The following is a 15,611-nucleotide window of genomic DNA, read 5'->3' on the forward strand; positions in this document are numbered from 1 at the left end:
CAATAGTTTAAATATATCATTTTACGCAACTTAAACTTATCACTAGTCTAGAACCTATCTCTTATTAAGACCAATCAGACAGGATAAATCATGGCGAACTATTTCAACTCATTGCCGCTGCGCGAGCAACTGGCCCAGCTGGCCCAGTGTCACTTCATGGACCCTAAAGAATTTGCGGACGGTGTTAACGTCCTGCTTGGCAAAAAGCTGGTGATCATAGGTTGTGGCGCTCAGGGTCTGAACCAGGGTCTGAACTTACGTGATTCTGGCCTGGATGTGAGCTATGCGCTGCGTCAGTCTGCCATTGATGAAAAGCGCCAATCATTTGTGAATGCCAGCGACAATGGCTTTGCAGTGGGCACCTACGAAACCCTGATCCCGCAGGCTGATCTGGTGCTAAACCTGACCCCGGATAAACAGCACTCGGCGGTGGTTGAAGCAGTGATGCCGCTGATGAAACAAGGTGCGACACTGGCCTATTCACACGGTTTCAATATTGTCGAAGAAGGCATGCAGGTACGTGAGGACATCACCGTCATCATGGTTGCCCCTAAATGCCCGGGCACTGAGGTGCGTGAAGAGTACAAACGCGGTTTTGGCGTGCCAACCCTGATTGCGGTACACCCCGAAAATGATCCGCAAGGCCATGGTCTGGCGCAGGCAAAAGCCTATGCTGCGGGTACAGGTGGCCACCGTGCCGGGGTACTTCATTCTTCGTTCATCGCCGAAGTTAAATCTGACCTTATGGGTGAGCAGACCATTTTGTGCGGCATGTTACAAACCGGCTCACTGCTGTGCTTTGATAAAATGGTCGAGCAAGGTATCGAGCCGGGTTATGCTTCCAAGCTGATCCAATATGGCTGGGAAGTGATCACCGAAGCGCTCAAACACGGTGGTATCACCAATATGATGGACCGCCTGTCTAACCCGGCAAAAATCAAGGCATTTGAATTGAGCGAAGAGCTCAAAACCATCATGCGCCCGCTCTACAACAAGCATATGGATGACATCATCAGTGGCGAGTTTTCACAGGGCATGATGGCAGACTGGCATGAAGACGATGCCAAGCTGCTGAGCTGGCGCGGCGAAACCGCTGAAACCGCATTTGAAAAACAGCCCAACTGCCAGCAAGAGATTGCCGAGCAAGAGTTTTTTGACAATGGCATTTTGATGGTTGCCATGGTCAAAGCCGGTGTGGAGCTGGCGTTCGAAACCATGACCGCTGCGGGCATCATCGAGGAATCCGCCTACTATGAGTCTTTGCATGAAACACCTTTGATTGCCAATACCATAGCACGTAAAAAGCTGTTTGAAATGAACCGCACCATTTCAGATACGGCAGAATATGGTTGCTACTTGTACAACCATGCCTGTTTACCATTACTTAAGCCATTTATGGAAAAAATCGGTACAGATGTCATTGGTAAAGGGTTGCCGGACAGCTCTAATGAAGTAGATAACCAGGCACTGATCAACGTCAATGCCGCTATTCGTAATCATCCGGTTGAAGTGGTTGGCAATACCCTGCGCGGCTATATGTCTGCCATGAAGAAAATCATCTAAGCAATTGAAAATTAGTAGGATAGCCCAAGTTCTTACTCGCTATCCTCGCTCCTTTGCCTTTTTAGTTCGCTTGTTAGAAACCAAGGCCCACCTGCTATGCAGTGGGCTTTTTTACTATTAAAAACATGACACTGTTATGACAGTGACTTTATACCTATAGGTGTTAATTATTGACCATGCTAAAATTATGGCACACGGGATTTAGAAGTAGTGAGTTTAATGCATAACACTGGTTTAACAATTACACAACGAATTACTCTACTGGGCAGCCTAATCGCTGTTGTTGTCGCTTGTCTGATCGGCTTTATTTCAACCTATCAGGCTAAGTCTATGATCGAAACCCGCATGCTGGGCTCTGAATTGCCCAGCAAGGTTGAGAGCATCAACAAATCGATTAGCCAGCAAATTGGCCAGTTAAAGAGTGCTGCAAAACAGCTTTCAAGCAACCAATTTCTGCTTGATGCGGTCAACAAAGGTCAGCTGGATGAGCAGGTATTGCTTAGCGAGCTGGCACGCGTGCAAAATCAGTACGCTCTGGTTACCGCCTCCTGGGCAAACAGAGAGACACGACAATACTGGAACCAAAACGGGTTCCTGCGCGTGCTCAATCAACAACAGGATGGCTGGTTTTTCCAGTTCACGCAAAGTCCTGAAGAATACTCAATCAGCATCTACCAGGAAGCACCTGGCGATGTGAAAATGTTCGTCAACCATCAACAAACAAACGGCATTGGTTTAGCGGGTCTGGCGAAAAGTATTGATGCTATGCAAACCATGCTGGCCAATATGACCATTGAGCAAAGCGGCTTTGTATTCGTCGTTGAAAAGGCACAAGGGGTTGTTCAACTTCACCCTGATGCAAATAAAGTAGCGAAAACAAAACTGCTTGATTTATATGGCACACAAGCGGCCAGCCAGCTGCGCAATAGCCGCGATTTCGTTGTGCTGGACCTTGAAGCCGACGGCACCCCTTCTTTGGTGGCCGCCAGTCCAATTGCAGGCACCGATCTGCTGGTCATTGCACAGGTTCCAAAGGCGGAAGTATTCGCCCAGGTTTCTGCTTTGCAATGGCAAATCGTGATCTGGTCATTGGCTGTCGTTGCGGTTGTGTGTATTGCCAGTATGATTATGGCGCGCAGCCTCAGCGCACCTTTGCTAAAAATGGCAGATGTGTTCCGCCAGCTGGGCAGTGGCGATGCAAAACTAAATTACCGGGTGCCCGATGCGGAGCAACCTGAGTTACAGGCGCTGGGTCAGGGCTTTAATCAGTTCATCGAAAAGATTGAAGCCGCTATTTGTAATGTTGCCAAAGAAAGTAGCGACATACGTATTGCCAGCGAGCATGTCTTTGCACAGGCGAAAAAGAACTCATCGTCACTGGATGAGCAGAAGTCTCAGACGCTCTCTGTGGCCGCAGCGATAAACCAGATGGCTGCGACGGTACAGGAAATTGCCGGCAGTGCTAATAATACCGCCAAGCTCACCGACGAGAGCCGCGAGCACACCAAACACAGCCACAGCTGTGTGCAGCAAAGCCAGTCAACGCTACATCAGCTGGCATTAGATATTCAGCAAATGGCCGATCAGGTTGCCACTTTGGCCAGTAAAACTCAGTCCATCGCCAGTATTTTAGATGTGATCCGAGGGATTTCTGAACAAACCAATCTGCTGGCACTCAATGCTGCCATTGAATCAGCTCGCGCGGGTGAACATGGTCGCGGCTTTGCTGTGGTTGCCGATGAAGTCAGAGCACTGGCAAGCAGGACTTCTCAGTCGACGGATGAAATTCAGGCGACCATTCAGGAGCTTACCGCAGCATCGGATTCCATTGTGACTCAGATTGCACAATCATCCGATCAAGCGCAACAGAGTGTCACTAATATGCAAACGTCTGTGGAGCTGATGAACACCATCACAGAAACCGCCGATCAAATTAATGATATGACGACCTTGATTGCCACAGCCACAGAACAGCAAAGTAACGTGGTGGCCGATGTAGGACGTAGCATTGAACAGATCAGTGTGATCAGTGACGCCGTTATGAGTGAACAACTTGACACAGAGCAGGCCATTCAGCAGCTGGCTAATTCAGCCAAAGCGCTCGACAAACTGGTTGCCAGCTTCTAGATCACAAGAGCGGCCACTTGTATGTGGCCGCTTACTTTTATAAGTAAATCATACTTATACCTTGCTACTCCCACCTTGTTCATAAAACCCTCAGCCATCCCCGGCCCACCATTTACTGCAACGGATTGTAACAATTTTTGCTTCCTTAACTGGCCAAAATAGCTACACTGAAAGAAAGCTGTAAGATTTAGGAACGCCCTATGTTGCCCTATGCTCGTTTTGCCCGCCGCTACCTCTGCCCTTTACTGGCTATCTCTACCTTGTTACTCAGTGGCTGTGAATCAACCAAGACAGAACCTCAAGTCGACATGTTGCTGTTGGACAATGCGCCATTCAGGCAACACAGCGTTGAGACACAAAAAGACATTTTTGCGCTGGACGCCAATATTCGGGCCACACTTGACCACTATCTGGACCGTCACAACGGCTCCAACATTAAAGTGGCGGAACAGTTACTCCAGTTTCTCGTCAAAAATGGTGACTCAAGCCTGTCCTATATGCGCGGTGCCAATCTCAGCGCCGCAGAGGCATTTTATGATCTCAATGCCAATTGCCTGTCACTGTCTATCCTCGCGTATAGCTTATCGGACTATCTTGGCCTTAAAGGTCAGTTTCAGCGTGTACATATCCCGGAATACTGGGCACAAACTAAGGGTTATAGCCTGCTGACCGGGCACGTGAATTTGGTGGTCACTCAGACCAATTCCGGGGCCCGTAGGAGCAGCGATAGTCGCGAGGTGTTATATACACGCCCGATCAGTGTTGTAATTGACTTTGACCCTAACAGCCGACAACAGAAATTTGCCACATCAAAGATCAGTAAAGAGCGCATCACCGCGATGTTTTACAGTAACAAAGGTGCGATGCATATGATCAATCAGGAAATGGATATGGCCTACAGCTACTTCCGGGCAGCCATAGACATTGATCCGCTCTACTCCGCTGCCTGGGGCAACCTCGCAGTCCTCTATCGGATTAACGATCACACCAGGCAGGCCGAGTCCCTGTATCAGCAAGCACTATTAATAAACGATGAGAACAAAACCGCGCTCGGTAATCTGGCGCTGCTCTATGAATTAACGGACCGACCTGATAAAGCAGAGGAAATAAGAACGCAACTTCATGCCCTGCGCAAAGACAATCCGTATTATCAGATTGCACTGGGGGATGAAGCCTTTGCCAATGAAAACTATGACAAGGCACTGAAACATTATCGCACTGCGAACAAGTTATCAGCGAAGATACACGAAGGCTATTTTGGCCTCGCTAAAGTCTACTATGTGCAGGGTGACCTGGAGTTGAGCAGAACATTTCTTAACCGGGCGCTAAACCTCGCCAGCTTTGGCCATGATAAACAACGTTACCGTAGCAAACTGGAGTGGCTCAGTGCTGTGGCTAAAAATTAGTCTGCTGTGGCTATGTTTTATAACAATCGCCACACAGGCCAGCACACAACTGGCAACCGATCTTAAAATTCTGACCAGCCCCGAACATGCAGGCAGAGGCTCTGGTGATAGCGAGGTCAACGCGAGTGCACGTTATATTTACACGCGCTTCGCAGAGGCTGGCCTCGAGACTTATTATCAGTCTTTTCGCTTTCGTCAGGGCCTGGGCAAGCTGGGATATGGCCATAATGTTGTCGCCACCTTACCCTGTAACGTACAGGTCTGTGAAAAATCGCTGGTGATCAGTGCCCATTACGACCACCTCGGCAGCAGAGGCTCTCGTTACTACCCCGGCGCCAATGACAATGCCTCAGGCGTAGTGGTCATGCTGGATATTGCAAAGCGCCTGGTATCACATCAGCGACATCGTAAAATCATTTTTGTCGCCACCGATGCAGAAGAAAAAGGCCTGTATGGCGCTCACTTTTTCGCAGCCACACTAAACCCGCAGCAGGTTGCACTGAACATCAACCTGGATATGCTCGCGGTGAACAGAAAAAACCGTCTCTATGTACTTGCCTCTAAGCAGGCAAGTACCTTTACTCAGGCCATCGAACCGGCATTTGACAACCAGATCCGTGCACTCGTCTACACATCTGCCGCCCATATGGCCCGCCGTTTAGACACACCCAGAATAGACTGGCTCAGGGCAAGCGACCATTATGCTTTTCACAAAGTCGGGATCCCATTTGCCTATTTTGGCATTGGTACTGATCCCTACCATCACACCCATAAAGATCAGTTTGATAAAGTCGACCTGCCTAAGCTCGCTCAGGTTTCAGAGCATATTAATGCCTTTATATCTGCGTTATCAGTATCCGCAGCGCCCTGAACCAGGGCGACTTTACGCGACTTAGATAAGCGCTTGAAACGCCACTCTAACCGGGCGGCCGTGCGCTTATCCCCCACAGCAAAACTATAAACGAGCTTGAGCGGACCTTTGCCGCGCAAATTTTTGGCCCCTTTGCCAGCGGTGTGGTCCGCGAAACGACGCGTGACATCATTGGTGATCCCGGTATACCAATGACCAAACCGGTTTTCTATTATGTACAGGTGCCAGGGTTGCTCAGTTTTACTCATCGCTTTGACTACTCACTACAATGGATGGAACTATTTTAACGGCGAACTGTCGAAACTTACCAATAATTCTACTTTACCTTCTTTATCCATTCTGTATCATTCATACAACCAAAAATAAGGATACACATACATGCAGTTAAAAAAGCGCCTTTTTGTTTGGCTTAGTATTATTCTTGCAACGACATTACTGTCTGCCTGTTCCAGCTGGGTATACCGGATAAATGTGCCTCAGGGTAATTTCCTGGAGCAGTCCGATGTCGATAAGCTCAGAATTGCTATGACAAAAGAGCAAGTTTTATATGTATTGGGCACGCCTGTAGCTAAAGACGCGTTTAACAGCGAAATCTGGCATTACTCTTATGTGTTCAATCTGGGCCGAGACTCAGAGCAACGCCGGGAGTTGGTGGTTTATTTCAAAGAAGATACACTGAATGATATTTCAGGGGACTTTGATAAGCCGGCAGAATTCAACACCCCGCTTAGTGAATAAAGAAGCCACACCCGACTCATAAAAGCAGAGCCTAAGCTCTGCTTTTTAGCTTCCCACCACCGCAATCAAGACAACAATACTAAACAAAAATTGCAGTGACATACTTAACCATGCAAGTACATTCACACCGATCAGGCTCCAGGGAGATGCGTCCTGAGGGTAAAGCGGACTGCGCTTTTGCCAGCGTGCCAGGGCAAAAAATAACAGCGTCAGGCTTGATATCATAATAGTCGCAGACAACTTATTACTGTGTGCTTCATTAAAAAAGAAGCTCAGTTGTACGGGCATCAAAAGTGCCACTAAGGCGTACAAACTATATACCCGCGCTACTTTTTCGTACTTGGCAGCAAACGATAATTCAATGATCCCTCGCGCTTCCAGAAATTTCTTTGCCGCGACCGCTTGTGCCTGATTTGCCAGCCGATAGGGCGTCATTCCATTCACATCCGCAAGCCTTGGATCAACTTCCATAGATTCGACCAACTCAAGCATCGCAGTAGAATTGGAGCGCACGGCATAATGCATCAGGTTGCGCCCTAAATCATCCAGAGACTGTTGTTGCTCATGGTGCTCTTTTAATGCCTGGACTGCACTGACAAAACCTTGTTCGACCAGCCACATCATAGCCGACTTTCCGTCAATGTCTTTGCTTTGCCCACTCGCACCTTGCTCAATAAGCTTCAGGGCCACAGATTGCTTGGCTGTCTTGGACATCACATGGGCCAACAAGGCCTGATCCAGCAAACGCTCAACTTCATCACCATCGCACAAAAGCTGCAATAGCCCAACATAAGCTTCGTCACTTTGCAGGCGTTCTACCGCCAGATGTAAGGTTGCTACGCTATCTTGCAAAGCCGTTTTAAGTACACCACTGATGTGTTGCTGGGTGTCTTCATCCGCCGCACACCACAAATCACAGGCTTCTTGTGCTGTGAGTGTTAAACCATGCTGCAAAAGTACCTGTAAGGCACATGTGTAAGATTTATTGAGTAGTAGTGTCGCGGGGGATACCTCACTGTGATAAGCCAGCTGCGCCTTTATATCCGCGTACTGGGCAAACACCCCGAGTAGCTTTGCGATCAGCTCATCCTGGCTTACCCCTGCAGCGGCAATATGTGCCAGCAATTCGTCACAGTAACTCTGATGTGCCTCATCATAGTCGTCAATATGCTGATAGCAGCAAGATTCAAATGGCTCAAGCGGTTTAAGCCACAAAATATACATCAGGGGCGGAAGTACCGACGAGCGCACACCCTGTTGATCTGTGACCGTTTCGCACTCTGGCCAGGCCTCGAGTGCATCCAGGATAAACGCCCCATTATGTTCAACCAACCCTTTGAGTAACAGAGGATATTGGGCCGGCCAAATTAAAACATGCTCCATTAAAGAATTAACCACCTTTTTGTCGTATCACGTGCTGAGTGCCATTGATAGTGTCGCAGCGCTATTAGCGGAATGATACCAATTGCATCTTAAAAAAGCTGCTGCTGATCTCAAGAATTCAACCCATTTACCTAATACAGTTACACACAACGGTGATAGACAGCCGTTATACACAAGCGTGCCAGGGTATAACTATGGCTTGGTTTACTCATCTAGAGTCCTATAATTTTCTGCTCTTAACCAGAAACTGAGTACTCTGTGTATAGACTGACCTGTCTGTACTACAACTAGCTGAGCGCTATACTTGAGATAATTAAGGCTTAAGATATACAATAGAGGTGAACGTCCAATGAAGGCCCTGTGATAGGGAGCAAGTCAAGATGGAAAATACCTTACCAACCTGGCACGTGATACTGATTATTGTGATGGTGCTTGGTTTCATCATCAGTAATATTATGCTGTTAAAGTATATGACGCGCTTTGATGTGAAGGGCAAGCTCGATAAACAAACCAAGCCTGAGTCAAAGACCGAACAAGAAGAAAAAGAAGACAAGTAGGGCTGGCTGCAGACCTGCCCTACTCCAATTGGTTAGCCCACCAACCAGTGTGCCATCAGCGCAATCACCGGCAGTGTCACCAGCGTACGTAAGATAAAGATACAGAACAGCTCAAACAAGTTAACTGGGATCTTACTGCCCAATAGCAATGCACCCACTTCTGACATATAGATCAGCTGCGTCACACTCAGCGCTGCAACAATAAAGCGCGTAACATCACTTTCAATGTTTGAGGCCGCCAGAATAGACGGGATAAACATATCCGCGAACCCGACCATAATGGTTTCGGCCGCTTTGGCCGCTTCTGGCACCTGCAGCAACTCAAGGTAAGGGACAAACGGCTTACCAAGGAACTGGAACACCGGCGTATGTTCAGCGATGATCAGTGCAAACGTACCGACCGCCATAACCACAGGCAAAACCGCAAACACCATATCCAGCGCATTGTGCACGCCTTCTTTCAATGTCCCTTTAACGCCTGGCGCTTTCTCTGCTTTTGCCAGTGCAACGTCCAGTGCATGACCAAACAGTGTTTTTCCCTCAGGCACCAGCTCGGCACCAGGGTTGGCATCGCTGCCATCAACATAGCAGTCTTTTTTCCAGCGAAGCGGAGGCAAACGTGGCACGATAATGGCGGCGGCAATCCCCGCGGCGCACACAGTCAAATAAAATGGGGCAAATAAGTGCTCGAGTTTCACCTGGCCAATCACCACCAGACAGAAAGTGATCGACACAGCCGAGAAGGTCGTGCCAATGATGGCCGCTTCTCTTTGTGTGTAGTGTTTGTCTTCGTACTGGCGAGAGGTCATCAGAATCCCCACGCTTCCGTCTCCAAGCCATGACGCAACGCAATTCACGGCACTTCGACCAGGTACACCAAACAAAGGCCGCATCACTTTGGTCAGCAAGGTACCAACCAGCTCCAGCAAGCCAAAGTTAAGCAGCAAAGGTAGTAACAGACCGGCTAAGACAAACACTGAAAACAACACAGGCAGCAGATCATGCAGCACCAGTGTGCCCGTATCCGCAGAATGGATCATTTCGGGCCCGACTTTAAAGTAAGTCATCAGAATAAACAGCATACCTGCCAGGCGAGTCACCAGCCAGATGGGACTCACGGCAAATAAGTGCCGGAACAGGTGATTCTTCAGTAATTGTCTGGGTTTAGTCAGCGCGACAAACGCACTCATCACCCCGGTGATGCACACAATGCTTACTATCATGCCGTGTGCATAGGGGGCTATCCAGCTCTGTAGTGTTTTGGCCATTACTGCGATAGGAATGGTCATTGCTTCACCGATTGCCACAGGCGTCATAAATAAAAACACCCCGATCAGGGAAGGCACGAGAAACGCAAATAGCGTGCGCCAGTTTGGCGACGCTGAACCCGTAGATTCTGACATCATATGATTACCCACTAAAAAGAAAAAGAGCGTAAGGCTCTTTTTCATGTTACTTCAACTCATTGTTTTTATTTTAATATTTTGATTTATTTAAAATATTATATTTGCAGACCTCGACTGCGAAGCACCTCTAACAGAGATTGCAACAACAGCTCCATAGTCTGTGCATCCAGCACCTGTTCCTCACTGTCCAACCAGGTCAATGCCGTTTGACCATCGTCCGTTGTAGATACTTTGACGATATAATCACCGTCTGCTACTGGCAACACTGTGGCTTCCTCGCCCCAGATAGAATCCCAGACACTTTGATCCGGTGCTTCATAACGTATTTTCACTTGGTCGAGCTCTCTGTCCAGGCGAATAACGGTAAAGTTGACCCGCTCCAAAAAGTTCGACAGGCGATCCATCACAGCGCTCTTTTCGACCAGCGTCAGCATGGCAGCATTTCCATCCTGATCAAAGCCACCTTGCAAAGACAATAGTCCCTGTTGCTTACGCAGCTCAACGGCCAGTAGTCTGTAGCGATAGTCAAATTCTGCGATCACTTCATTCAGCGCACGTACTTCTAACTGCTGTTTCAGTGTGTCTGTCAGCGGTTGTTCATCGCTTTGATAGTCTAGCAGCTTGGCACTCAAAGACGCGGTACGTTGGTGTTCTTTTTGCTCCACCGTAAAGGCGAAACGTTGACGTGAAACCTCAACGATATCTTCCCACAGCCAGCCCTCATCTTTTCTGATCAATGAGTACCAGTCGGTTTCTATGGTCCCTTGCTGACGGGCATCCTTAACAACCCCCGTGTTGTGATTAACCAGCACGCCATCCAGAGAGTCCCAGATAAAGGCAGATAAATCTTCGATGCCATCGTTTTTATCAAAATAAACTTTGGCGATTTTGTCTTTGCTTTCAGCCCAGCTGCCCTGTGCCAGGGTCAGTACTTGCTGAGGTGGTCGGTACAGCTTAGCATCACTATCCGAGTTGTTGTCATAAACAGCAACCGTCATCTTATACTGCGGATCCTGATATGGCTGCTCAAGTCCGTCAGGCACGTTAATACCTTCATTAACGCGGTAGTTTTTGCTGTTATGTGCATCATTTGGAAATACACTACATCCCGTTAAACCAAGTAAAACACCTAAAGTCAGTGCTTTTGGAACCCAATACTGCACGAATAAAACTCCTTAGCAAACCCTGTTATATTTATTTACGGTAAACGAATATCGTCATTATATGAGTGGGGATTGCCGATTTGGTTCACTGCCGGAACAACTTTTTATCTTCGTCCGGCGAGCCTAAACAACTTGCAAAATTTGCCCTATGTTACTTGCCTCGCCCTGTAAACACAAGATGTGAGCCTGCGCGACGCAATATCTGAGCCAGCAAAACCCTCTGCCAGTATCCCAAGTTACTAAGTTATGTTAGTATTTACGGCTATACATCTAAAATTTGCCGTCAGGCATTACCCTATTCTCAGCGTATAAGGTGTTCTTAAATGACCACATTTGCCAACCAACAATTGGTTTTGACCGCAATCGGAGAAGATCGCTCGGGGATCGTCAGTGAACTGACTAAGCTGGTCAGTGAATGTAATTGCAACATTATTGATAGCCGTATTGCGATACTCGGTAACGAATTCACTTTCATTATGTTGTTGTCAGGCGACATGGCGGCAATCAGCCGTGTTGAGCATACCTTGCCGACCAAAGGCATGGAGCTGGGCTTACTAACCATGATGAAACGTACCGCCAGCCATCAACAAAATGAGTTTAGTGCCGGTTATACCCTGGAGTACAATGGACTCGATGCACCTGGTACTTTGAGTAAAGTGACACGCTTTTTTGCAGAGCAAAATATCAGTATTAGTTCTTTGAAATCTGATACCTATGAAGAAAATGACGCATTACATATGCGCTGTGAAATCGAAGTTAACATTCCCATTGAAGTAGATGCCGACGCATTTAAAATACAGTTCGAGCATCTCTCAAACTCACTAAATCTGGATTATATTTTTCGACGCATTCGTTAAGGAGCATCCTATGAATACGCTACAAGCAGGCGCTCAGGCCCCGCAATTTACTTTACAAAATCAAGATGGTGAAAGCATTTCACTCAGCACACTGCTGGGATCAAACCAGGTGTTGGTGTATTTCTACCCAAAAGCGCTGACACCAGGTTGTACGGTCCAGGCTGAACAACTCAGAGACCACAAAGAACAATTGGCCCAGTTTAATACTGTGGCGGTTGGGATAAGCCCGGATCCGGTGAAAAAGTTGAAAAACTTCGAAACCAAAAAGGAGCTGAACTTTGACTTGTTGTCAGATGAAGATCACGCCATTGCCGACGCCTTCGGTGTCTGGGGACTAAAAAAATTCATGGGTAAAGAATATGACGGGATCCACCGCATCAGCTTTCTGATTGGTCAGGATGGGACGGTTAAACACGTATTCAATAAGTTTAAGACCAAAGAGCACCACCAGGTCGTGATTGACTATCTGGCAGCCCAGTAACAAAAAAGGGGCTGTATTGAGCCCCTTTTTTACATTCTTCGCGCTTAGCTGCGAGCATCCAGCATTAAGCGTTTCATGTCTCTTACTGCTTTCTCAAGCCCATCAATGGCCGCTCTGGCAATGATCGCATGGCCAATGTTCAGTTCATAAATTTCCGGCATTTCAGCAATGGGTTTGACGTTGTGATAATGCAGACCGTGACCTGCGTTAACAACAATACCCAGACTATGCGCATATTTAACACCGCTACGGATCCGCTCCAGCTCAGCATGCATGTCTGCGTCTGACTCGGCATCAGCATAGGCACCAGTATGGATCTCGATATACGGCGCGCCTGTGTCTTTCGCAGCGTCAATTTGCTTGGGGTCCGCGTCGATGAACAAAGATACCTTAATACCCGCATCAGCCAGACGCGTCACAGCCTGTGTGATCTTATCTTTATTCGCAATCACGTCCAGACCACCTTCTGTGGTCAGCTCTTCACGCTTCTCCGGTACCAGGCAAACATATTCAGGCTTAACCTCACAGGCGATATCCAGCATTTCATCTGTGACAGCAATTTCCAGGTTCATGCGTGTCTGGATGGTCTTGGCCATCACATACACATCCCGGTCCTGGATATGACGACGATCTTCACGCAAATGGATAGTGATGCCATCGGCTCCGGCATGTTCAGCCACTGCCGCAGCATGGGCCGGATCTGGATAACTGGTGCCTCTTGCCTGGCGCAATGTGGCAATATGGTCGACGTTAACGCCCAATAATATCTCTTTCATTGTTATTACCTTGGTTGAAATAGCTCTCTGCTTTTCAGCGGTTTATGGCCAAGTAATGGCCTGAGTAAATATCTGCTTAAGCCTTTCGCCTGACGCCTGACCTGATCGTCAGAAAAATCGTGCTGAGCAATCTGGTGCAGTACCCGGCCCGAAAAGCCTATATGCCTGTCATCCGTGCGGACAAACCCCAGCTCTCGGGTATATTGATAATACGCATTTTCTACAATCATCTCACCATCGGCGTCACAGTCAAATTCGACCCCAAACCCCAGCTGCTCTAACAGCTGAAATTCAAAGCTGCGTAAGGTCAGCTCAAACTGCTGCTTACTGGCACTGTCGCTAAGGGCATGGAGCTGAGATAAATGTTGGTGGTAAAGCGAGAACATTGATTCGAGTGGCTCGTTAACGGGAATAACCCGCGCACTCAGTTCATTGAGGTAAAAGCCACAATACAGCACTTGCCCTTTTAGCGCCAAAGGCTGGGTATGTAATTCGATGTCGTTCAGGTATTTTAAATCGTGACGGCCACTGTAGCGTACTAACAGCAGGCTGAAGGGTTGCAGGTGTGCGTTATGCCTGAGCGCCTGTCGCCCTTTGATGCGGGCCAGCATCATCAACTGGCCCACTCCTTCGACCAGCATATTGAGCATCACCTGTGAGTCGCTGTGCGCGCGGCGATGCAACAAATACGCTTGTCGAAAGTCATTGTTCAATTAGTCTTCCCCGTAGCCAAGACTACGCAGTGCCCTCTCATCGTCTGCCCAGCCGGACTTCACTTTTACCCAGCATTCGAGGAACACTTTGTTATCCAGCATCTCTTCGAGATCGCGGCGTGCTTCACGGCCAATGACTTTGAGTTTTTCACCCTTATTGCCGATCACCATGCGTTTTTGCGACTCGCGCTCTACCAGGATCAATGCATTGATCTGCCACACCCCGTTGTCGAGCCACTTAAATTGCTCAATTTCAACGGTCACTGAATAGGGCAACTCGTCGCCCATAAAACGCATCAGTTTCTCGCGCACAATCTCAGCGGCCAAAAAGCGCATTGAGCGGTCTGTGACATAGTCATCCGGGAAGAAGAATTCGCACGCAGGCAGATGCTTGTGCACTTCGGCTTTAACCATATCCACATTGCGGTTTTGTTTGGCCGAAATAGGAATGATCCCGACAAAGTCGCCCTGCTCCGACAACCATTGCAGATGCGGCATCAGCGCTTCGCTCTTATCTTTCACCTGATCGCTTTTATTGATCACCACTAAAACCGGACGACCACTGTCCTTGACCTTGTTAAGTACCATTTCATCGTCTTTGGTCCACAAGGTGCCCTCAACAACGAAAATCACCAACTCAACATCACCGATGGAGCTGGAGGCAGCCCGGTTCATCAAACGGTTAATCGCGCGTTTTTCTTCGCTATGCAAACCAGGTGTATCCACGTACACCGCCTGATAGTTATCCTCGGTATGGATCCCCATGATACGGTGTCGGGTTGTTTGCGGTTTGCGAGACGTAATGCTGACCTTTTGTTCAACCAGCTTGTTCAGTAACGTTGATTTACCAACGTTGGGTCGCCCGACAATCGCGACCATGCCACAATGGGTATTAGGAGTCATTCTTTAAAATCTTTAGTGCTTTTTCAGCGGCCTTTTGCTCCGCCTTACGACGTGAGCTGCCTACTGAGATAATACTTTCCATCCCTTCCACAATACATTCAACCGTGAAGGTCTGATTGTGCGCCTGTCCCTTAGTATCAATTACAGTATAACCGGGTAGAGGTAACTTGCGTGCCTGCAAGTACTCTTGTAATAAGGTTTTCGGGTCTTTTTGGTTGTGGCCCGGAGAAATTGCCGCCAAACGCGTGTCATACCATTTTAAAACCAACGTCTTACAGGTCTCGATGTCTGAATCTAAAAACACCGCGCCAATAATCGCTTCAACCGCGTCTGCCAAAGTTGATTCGCGACGATAACCGCCACTTTTCAACTCACCAGGACCTAATCTCAGGTAATCACCCAAACCAAACTCAACGCCAAACTCGGCCAGTGTCTGACCACGTACCAGGGTTGAGCGCATGCGGCTAAGATCGCCTTCACGCGCTTTAGGAAACTGTTTGTACAGGGCATTTGCAATAACAAAGCTCAGGATCGAATCGCCCAAAAACTCCAGGCGTTCGTTGTGCTGCCCCTTATGGCTACGATGCGTCATTGCCTGCTCAAGCAGGCTTTGATCTGAGAACTCGTAACCGATTTTTTTATATAATTCTGTGACGTTTTTTTTCAT

General features: G+C 48.1%; 16 protein-coding genes. 8 read left to right on the plus strand and 8 right to left on the minus strand.

Features of this window, described 5'->3' with window-relative positions:
* Positions 1-90: 90 nt before the first annotated feature.
* From ilvC to TW77_RS20120, 4 genes are all read left to right on the plus strand, one after another.
* Complete coding sequence (ilvC, locus tag TW77_RS20105) at positions 91-1,563, plus strand: ketol-acid reductoisomerase (protein ID WP_046006759.1); 1,473 nt, start codon at positions 91-93, stop codon at positions 1,561-1,563.
* A 219-nt stretch (positions 1,564-1,782) separates the two neighbouring features.
* The gene (locus TW77_RS20110; protein WP_046006760.1) at positions 1,783-3,690 is read left to right on the plus strand and encodes a methyl-accepting chemotaxis protein; all 1,908 of its coding nucleotides are present in this window, start codon (positions 1,783-1,785) and stop codon (positions 3,688-3,690) included.
* Between the two features lie 200 nt (positions 3,691-3,890).
* Positions 3,891-5,096 (plus strand): tetratricopeptide repeat protein, encoded by a 1,206-nt coding sequence (locus tag TW77_RS20115; RefSeq protein ID WP_052713284.1) that lies wholly within the window; start codon positions 3,891-3,893, stop codon positions 5,094-5,096.
* Positions 5,038-5,967 (plus strand): M20/M25/M40 family metallo-hydrolase, encoded by a 930-nt coding sequence (locus TW77_RS20120; protein WP_082078989.1) that lies wholly within the window; start codon positions 5,038-5,040, stop codon positions 5,965-5,967. Before TW77_RS20115 ends, TW77_RS20120 begins: the two co-directional genes overlap by 59 nt.
* Here the strand turns inward: TW77_RS20120 and TW77_RS24890 are convergent.
* Positions 5,907-6,215: a GIY-YIG nuclease family protein gene (locus TW77_RS24890; protein ID WP_082078990.1), complete on the minus strand. Its 309-nt coding sequence runs from the start codon at positions 6,213-6,215 to the stop codon at positions 5,907-5,909. The genes TW77_RS20120 and TW77_RS24890 overlap by 61 nt on opposite strands.
* A gap of 130 nt (positions 6,216-6,345) precedes the next feature.
* On the opposite strand from TW77_RS24890, the gene TW77_RS20125 reads away from it, so the two are divergent.
* Entirely contained in the window at positions 6,346-6,705 is a 360-nt protein-coding gene (locus TW77_RS20125) for an outer membrane protein assembly factor BamE (protein ID WP_046006761.1), read from the plus strand.
* Between the two features lie 45 nt (positions 6,706-6,750).
* Here TW77_RS20125 and TW77_RS20130 read toward each other — a convergent pair whose 3' ends face one another.
* Positions 6,751-8,088: an ankyrin repeat domain-containing protein gene (locus TW77_RS20130; protein WP_046006762.1), complete on the minus strand. Its 1,338-nt coding sequence runs from the start codon at positions 8,086-8,088 to the stop codon at positions 6,751-6,753.
* 380 nt (positions 8,089-8,468) lie between these two features.
* Here TW77_RS20130 and TW77_RS24895 point away from each other — a divergent pair, with 380 nt between their 5' ends.
* Entirely contained in the window at positions 8,469-8,645 is a 177-nt protein-coding gene (locus TW77_RS24895; protein WP_082078991.1) for a DUF2897 family protein, read from the plus strand.
* 32 nt (positions 8,646-8,677) lie between these two features.
* Here TW77_RS24895 and TW77_RS20135 read toward each other — a convergent pair whose 3' ends face one another.
* Both TW77_RS20135 and bamC read right to left on the minus strand, forming a co-directional pair.
* A complete protein-coding gene (locus tag TW77_RS20135; protein WP_046006794.1) occupies positions 8,678-10,048 on the minus strand; it encodes a YjiH family protein in 1,371 nt (456 codons plus the stop codon).
* Positions 10,049-10,146: 98 nt separating this feature from the next.
* The gene (gene bamC / locus TW77_RS20140) at positions 10,147-11,214 is read right to left on the minus strand and encodes an outer membrane protein assembly factor BamC (protein WP_046006763.1); all 1,068 of its coding nucleotides are present in this window, start codon (positions 11,212-11,214) and stop codon (positions 10,147-10,149) included.
* Between the two features lie 323 nt (positions 11,215-11,537).
* On the opposite strand from bamC, the gene TW77_RS20145 reads away from it, so the two are divergent.
* Together TW77_RS20145 and bcp are read left to right on the plus strand one after the other, a co-directional pair.
* A complete protein-coding gene (locus TW77_RS20145) occupies positions 11,538-12,071 on the plus strand; it encodes a glycine cleavage system protein R (protein WP_046006764.1) in 534 nt (177 codons plus the stop codon).
* A gap of 10 nt (positions 12,072-12,081) precedes the next feature.
* A complete protein-coding gene (gene bcp, locus TW77_RS20150) occupies positions 12,082-12,552 on the plus strand; it encodes a thioredoxin-dependent thiol peroxidase (RefSeq protein WP_046006765.1) in 471 nt (156 codons plus the stop codon).
* 44 nt (positions 12,553-12,596) lie between these two features.
* On the opposite strand, the gene pdxJ is transcribed toward bcp, so the two are convergent.
* The 4 genes from pdxJ to rnc are packed head-to-tail and all read right to left on the minus strand — an operon-like array spanning position 12,597 to position 15,611.
* Positions 12,597-13,328: a pyridoxine 5'-phosphate synthase gene (gene pdxJ / locus TW77_RS20155; protein ID WP_046006766.1), complete on the minus strand. Its 732-nt coding sequence runs from the start codon at positions 13,326-13,328 to the stop codon at positions 12,597-12,599.
* A gap of 5 nt (positions 13,329-13,333) precedes the next feature.
* The gene (recO, locus tag TW77_RS20160) at positions 13,334-14,041 is read right to left on the minus strand and encodes a DNA repair protein RecO (RefSeq protein WP_046006767.1); all 708 of its coding nucleotides are present in this window, start codon (positions 14,039-14,041) and stop codon (positions 13,334-13,336) included.
* Positions 14,042-14,944, minus strand: coding sequence for a GTPase Era (gene era / locus TW77_RS20165; protein WP_046006768.1), 903 nt, complete (start codon positions 14,942-14,944; stop codon positions 14,042-14,044). It abuts the gene before it with no gap.
* Positions 14,934-15,611 carry a ribonuclease III gene (rnc, locus tag TW77_RS20170; protein ID WP_046006769.1) on the minus strand — a complete coding sequence of 226 codons (678 nt, stop codon included), beginning with the start codon at positions 15,609-15,611 and terminating at the stop codon, positions 14,934-14,936. The genes era and rnc overlap by 11 nt, the downstream gene beginning before the upstream one ends.

The sequence above is a fragment of the Pseudoalteromonas rubra genome (assembly GCF_000967655.1).
Classification (GTDB): domain Bacteria; phylum Pseudomonadota; class Gammaproteobacteria; order Enterobacterales; family Alteromonadaceae; genus Pseudoalteromonas; species Pseudoalteromonas rubra_A.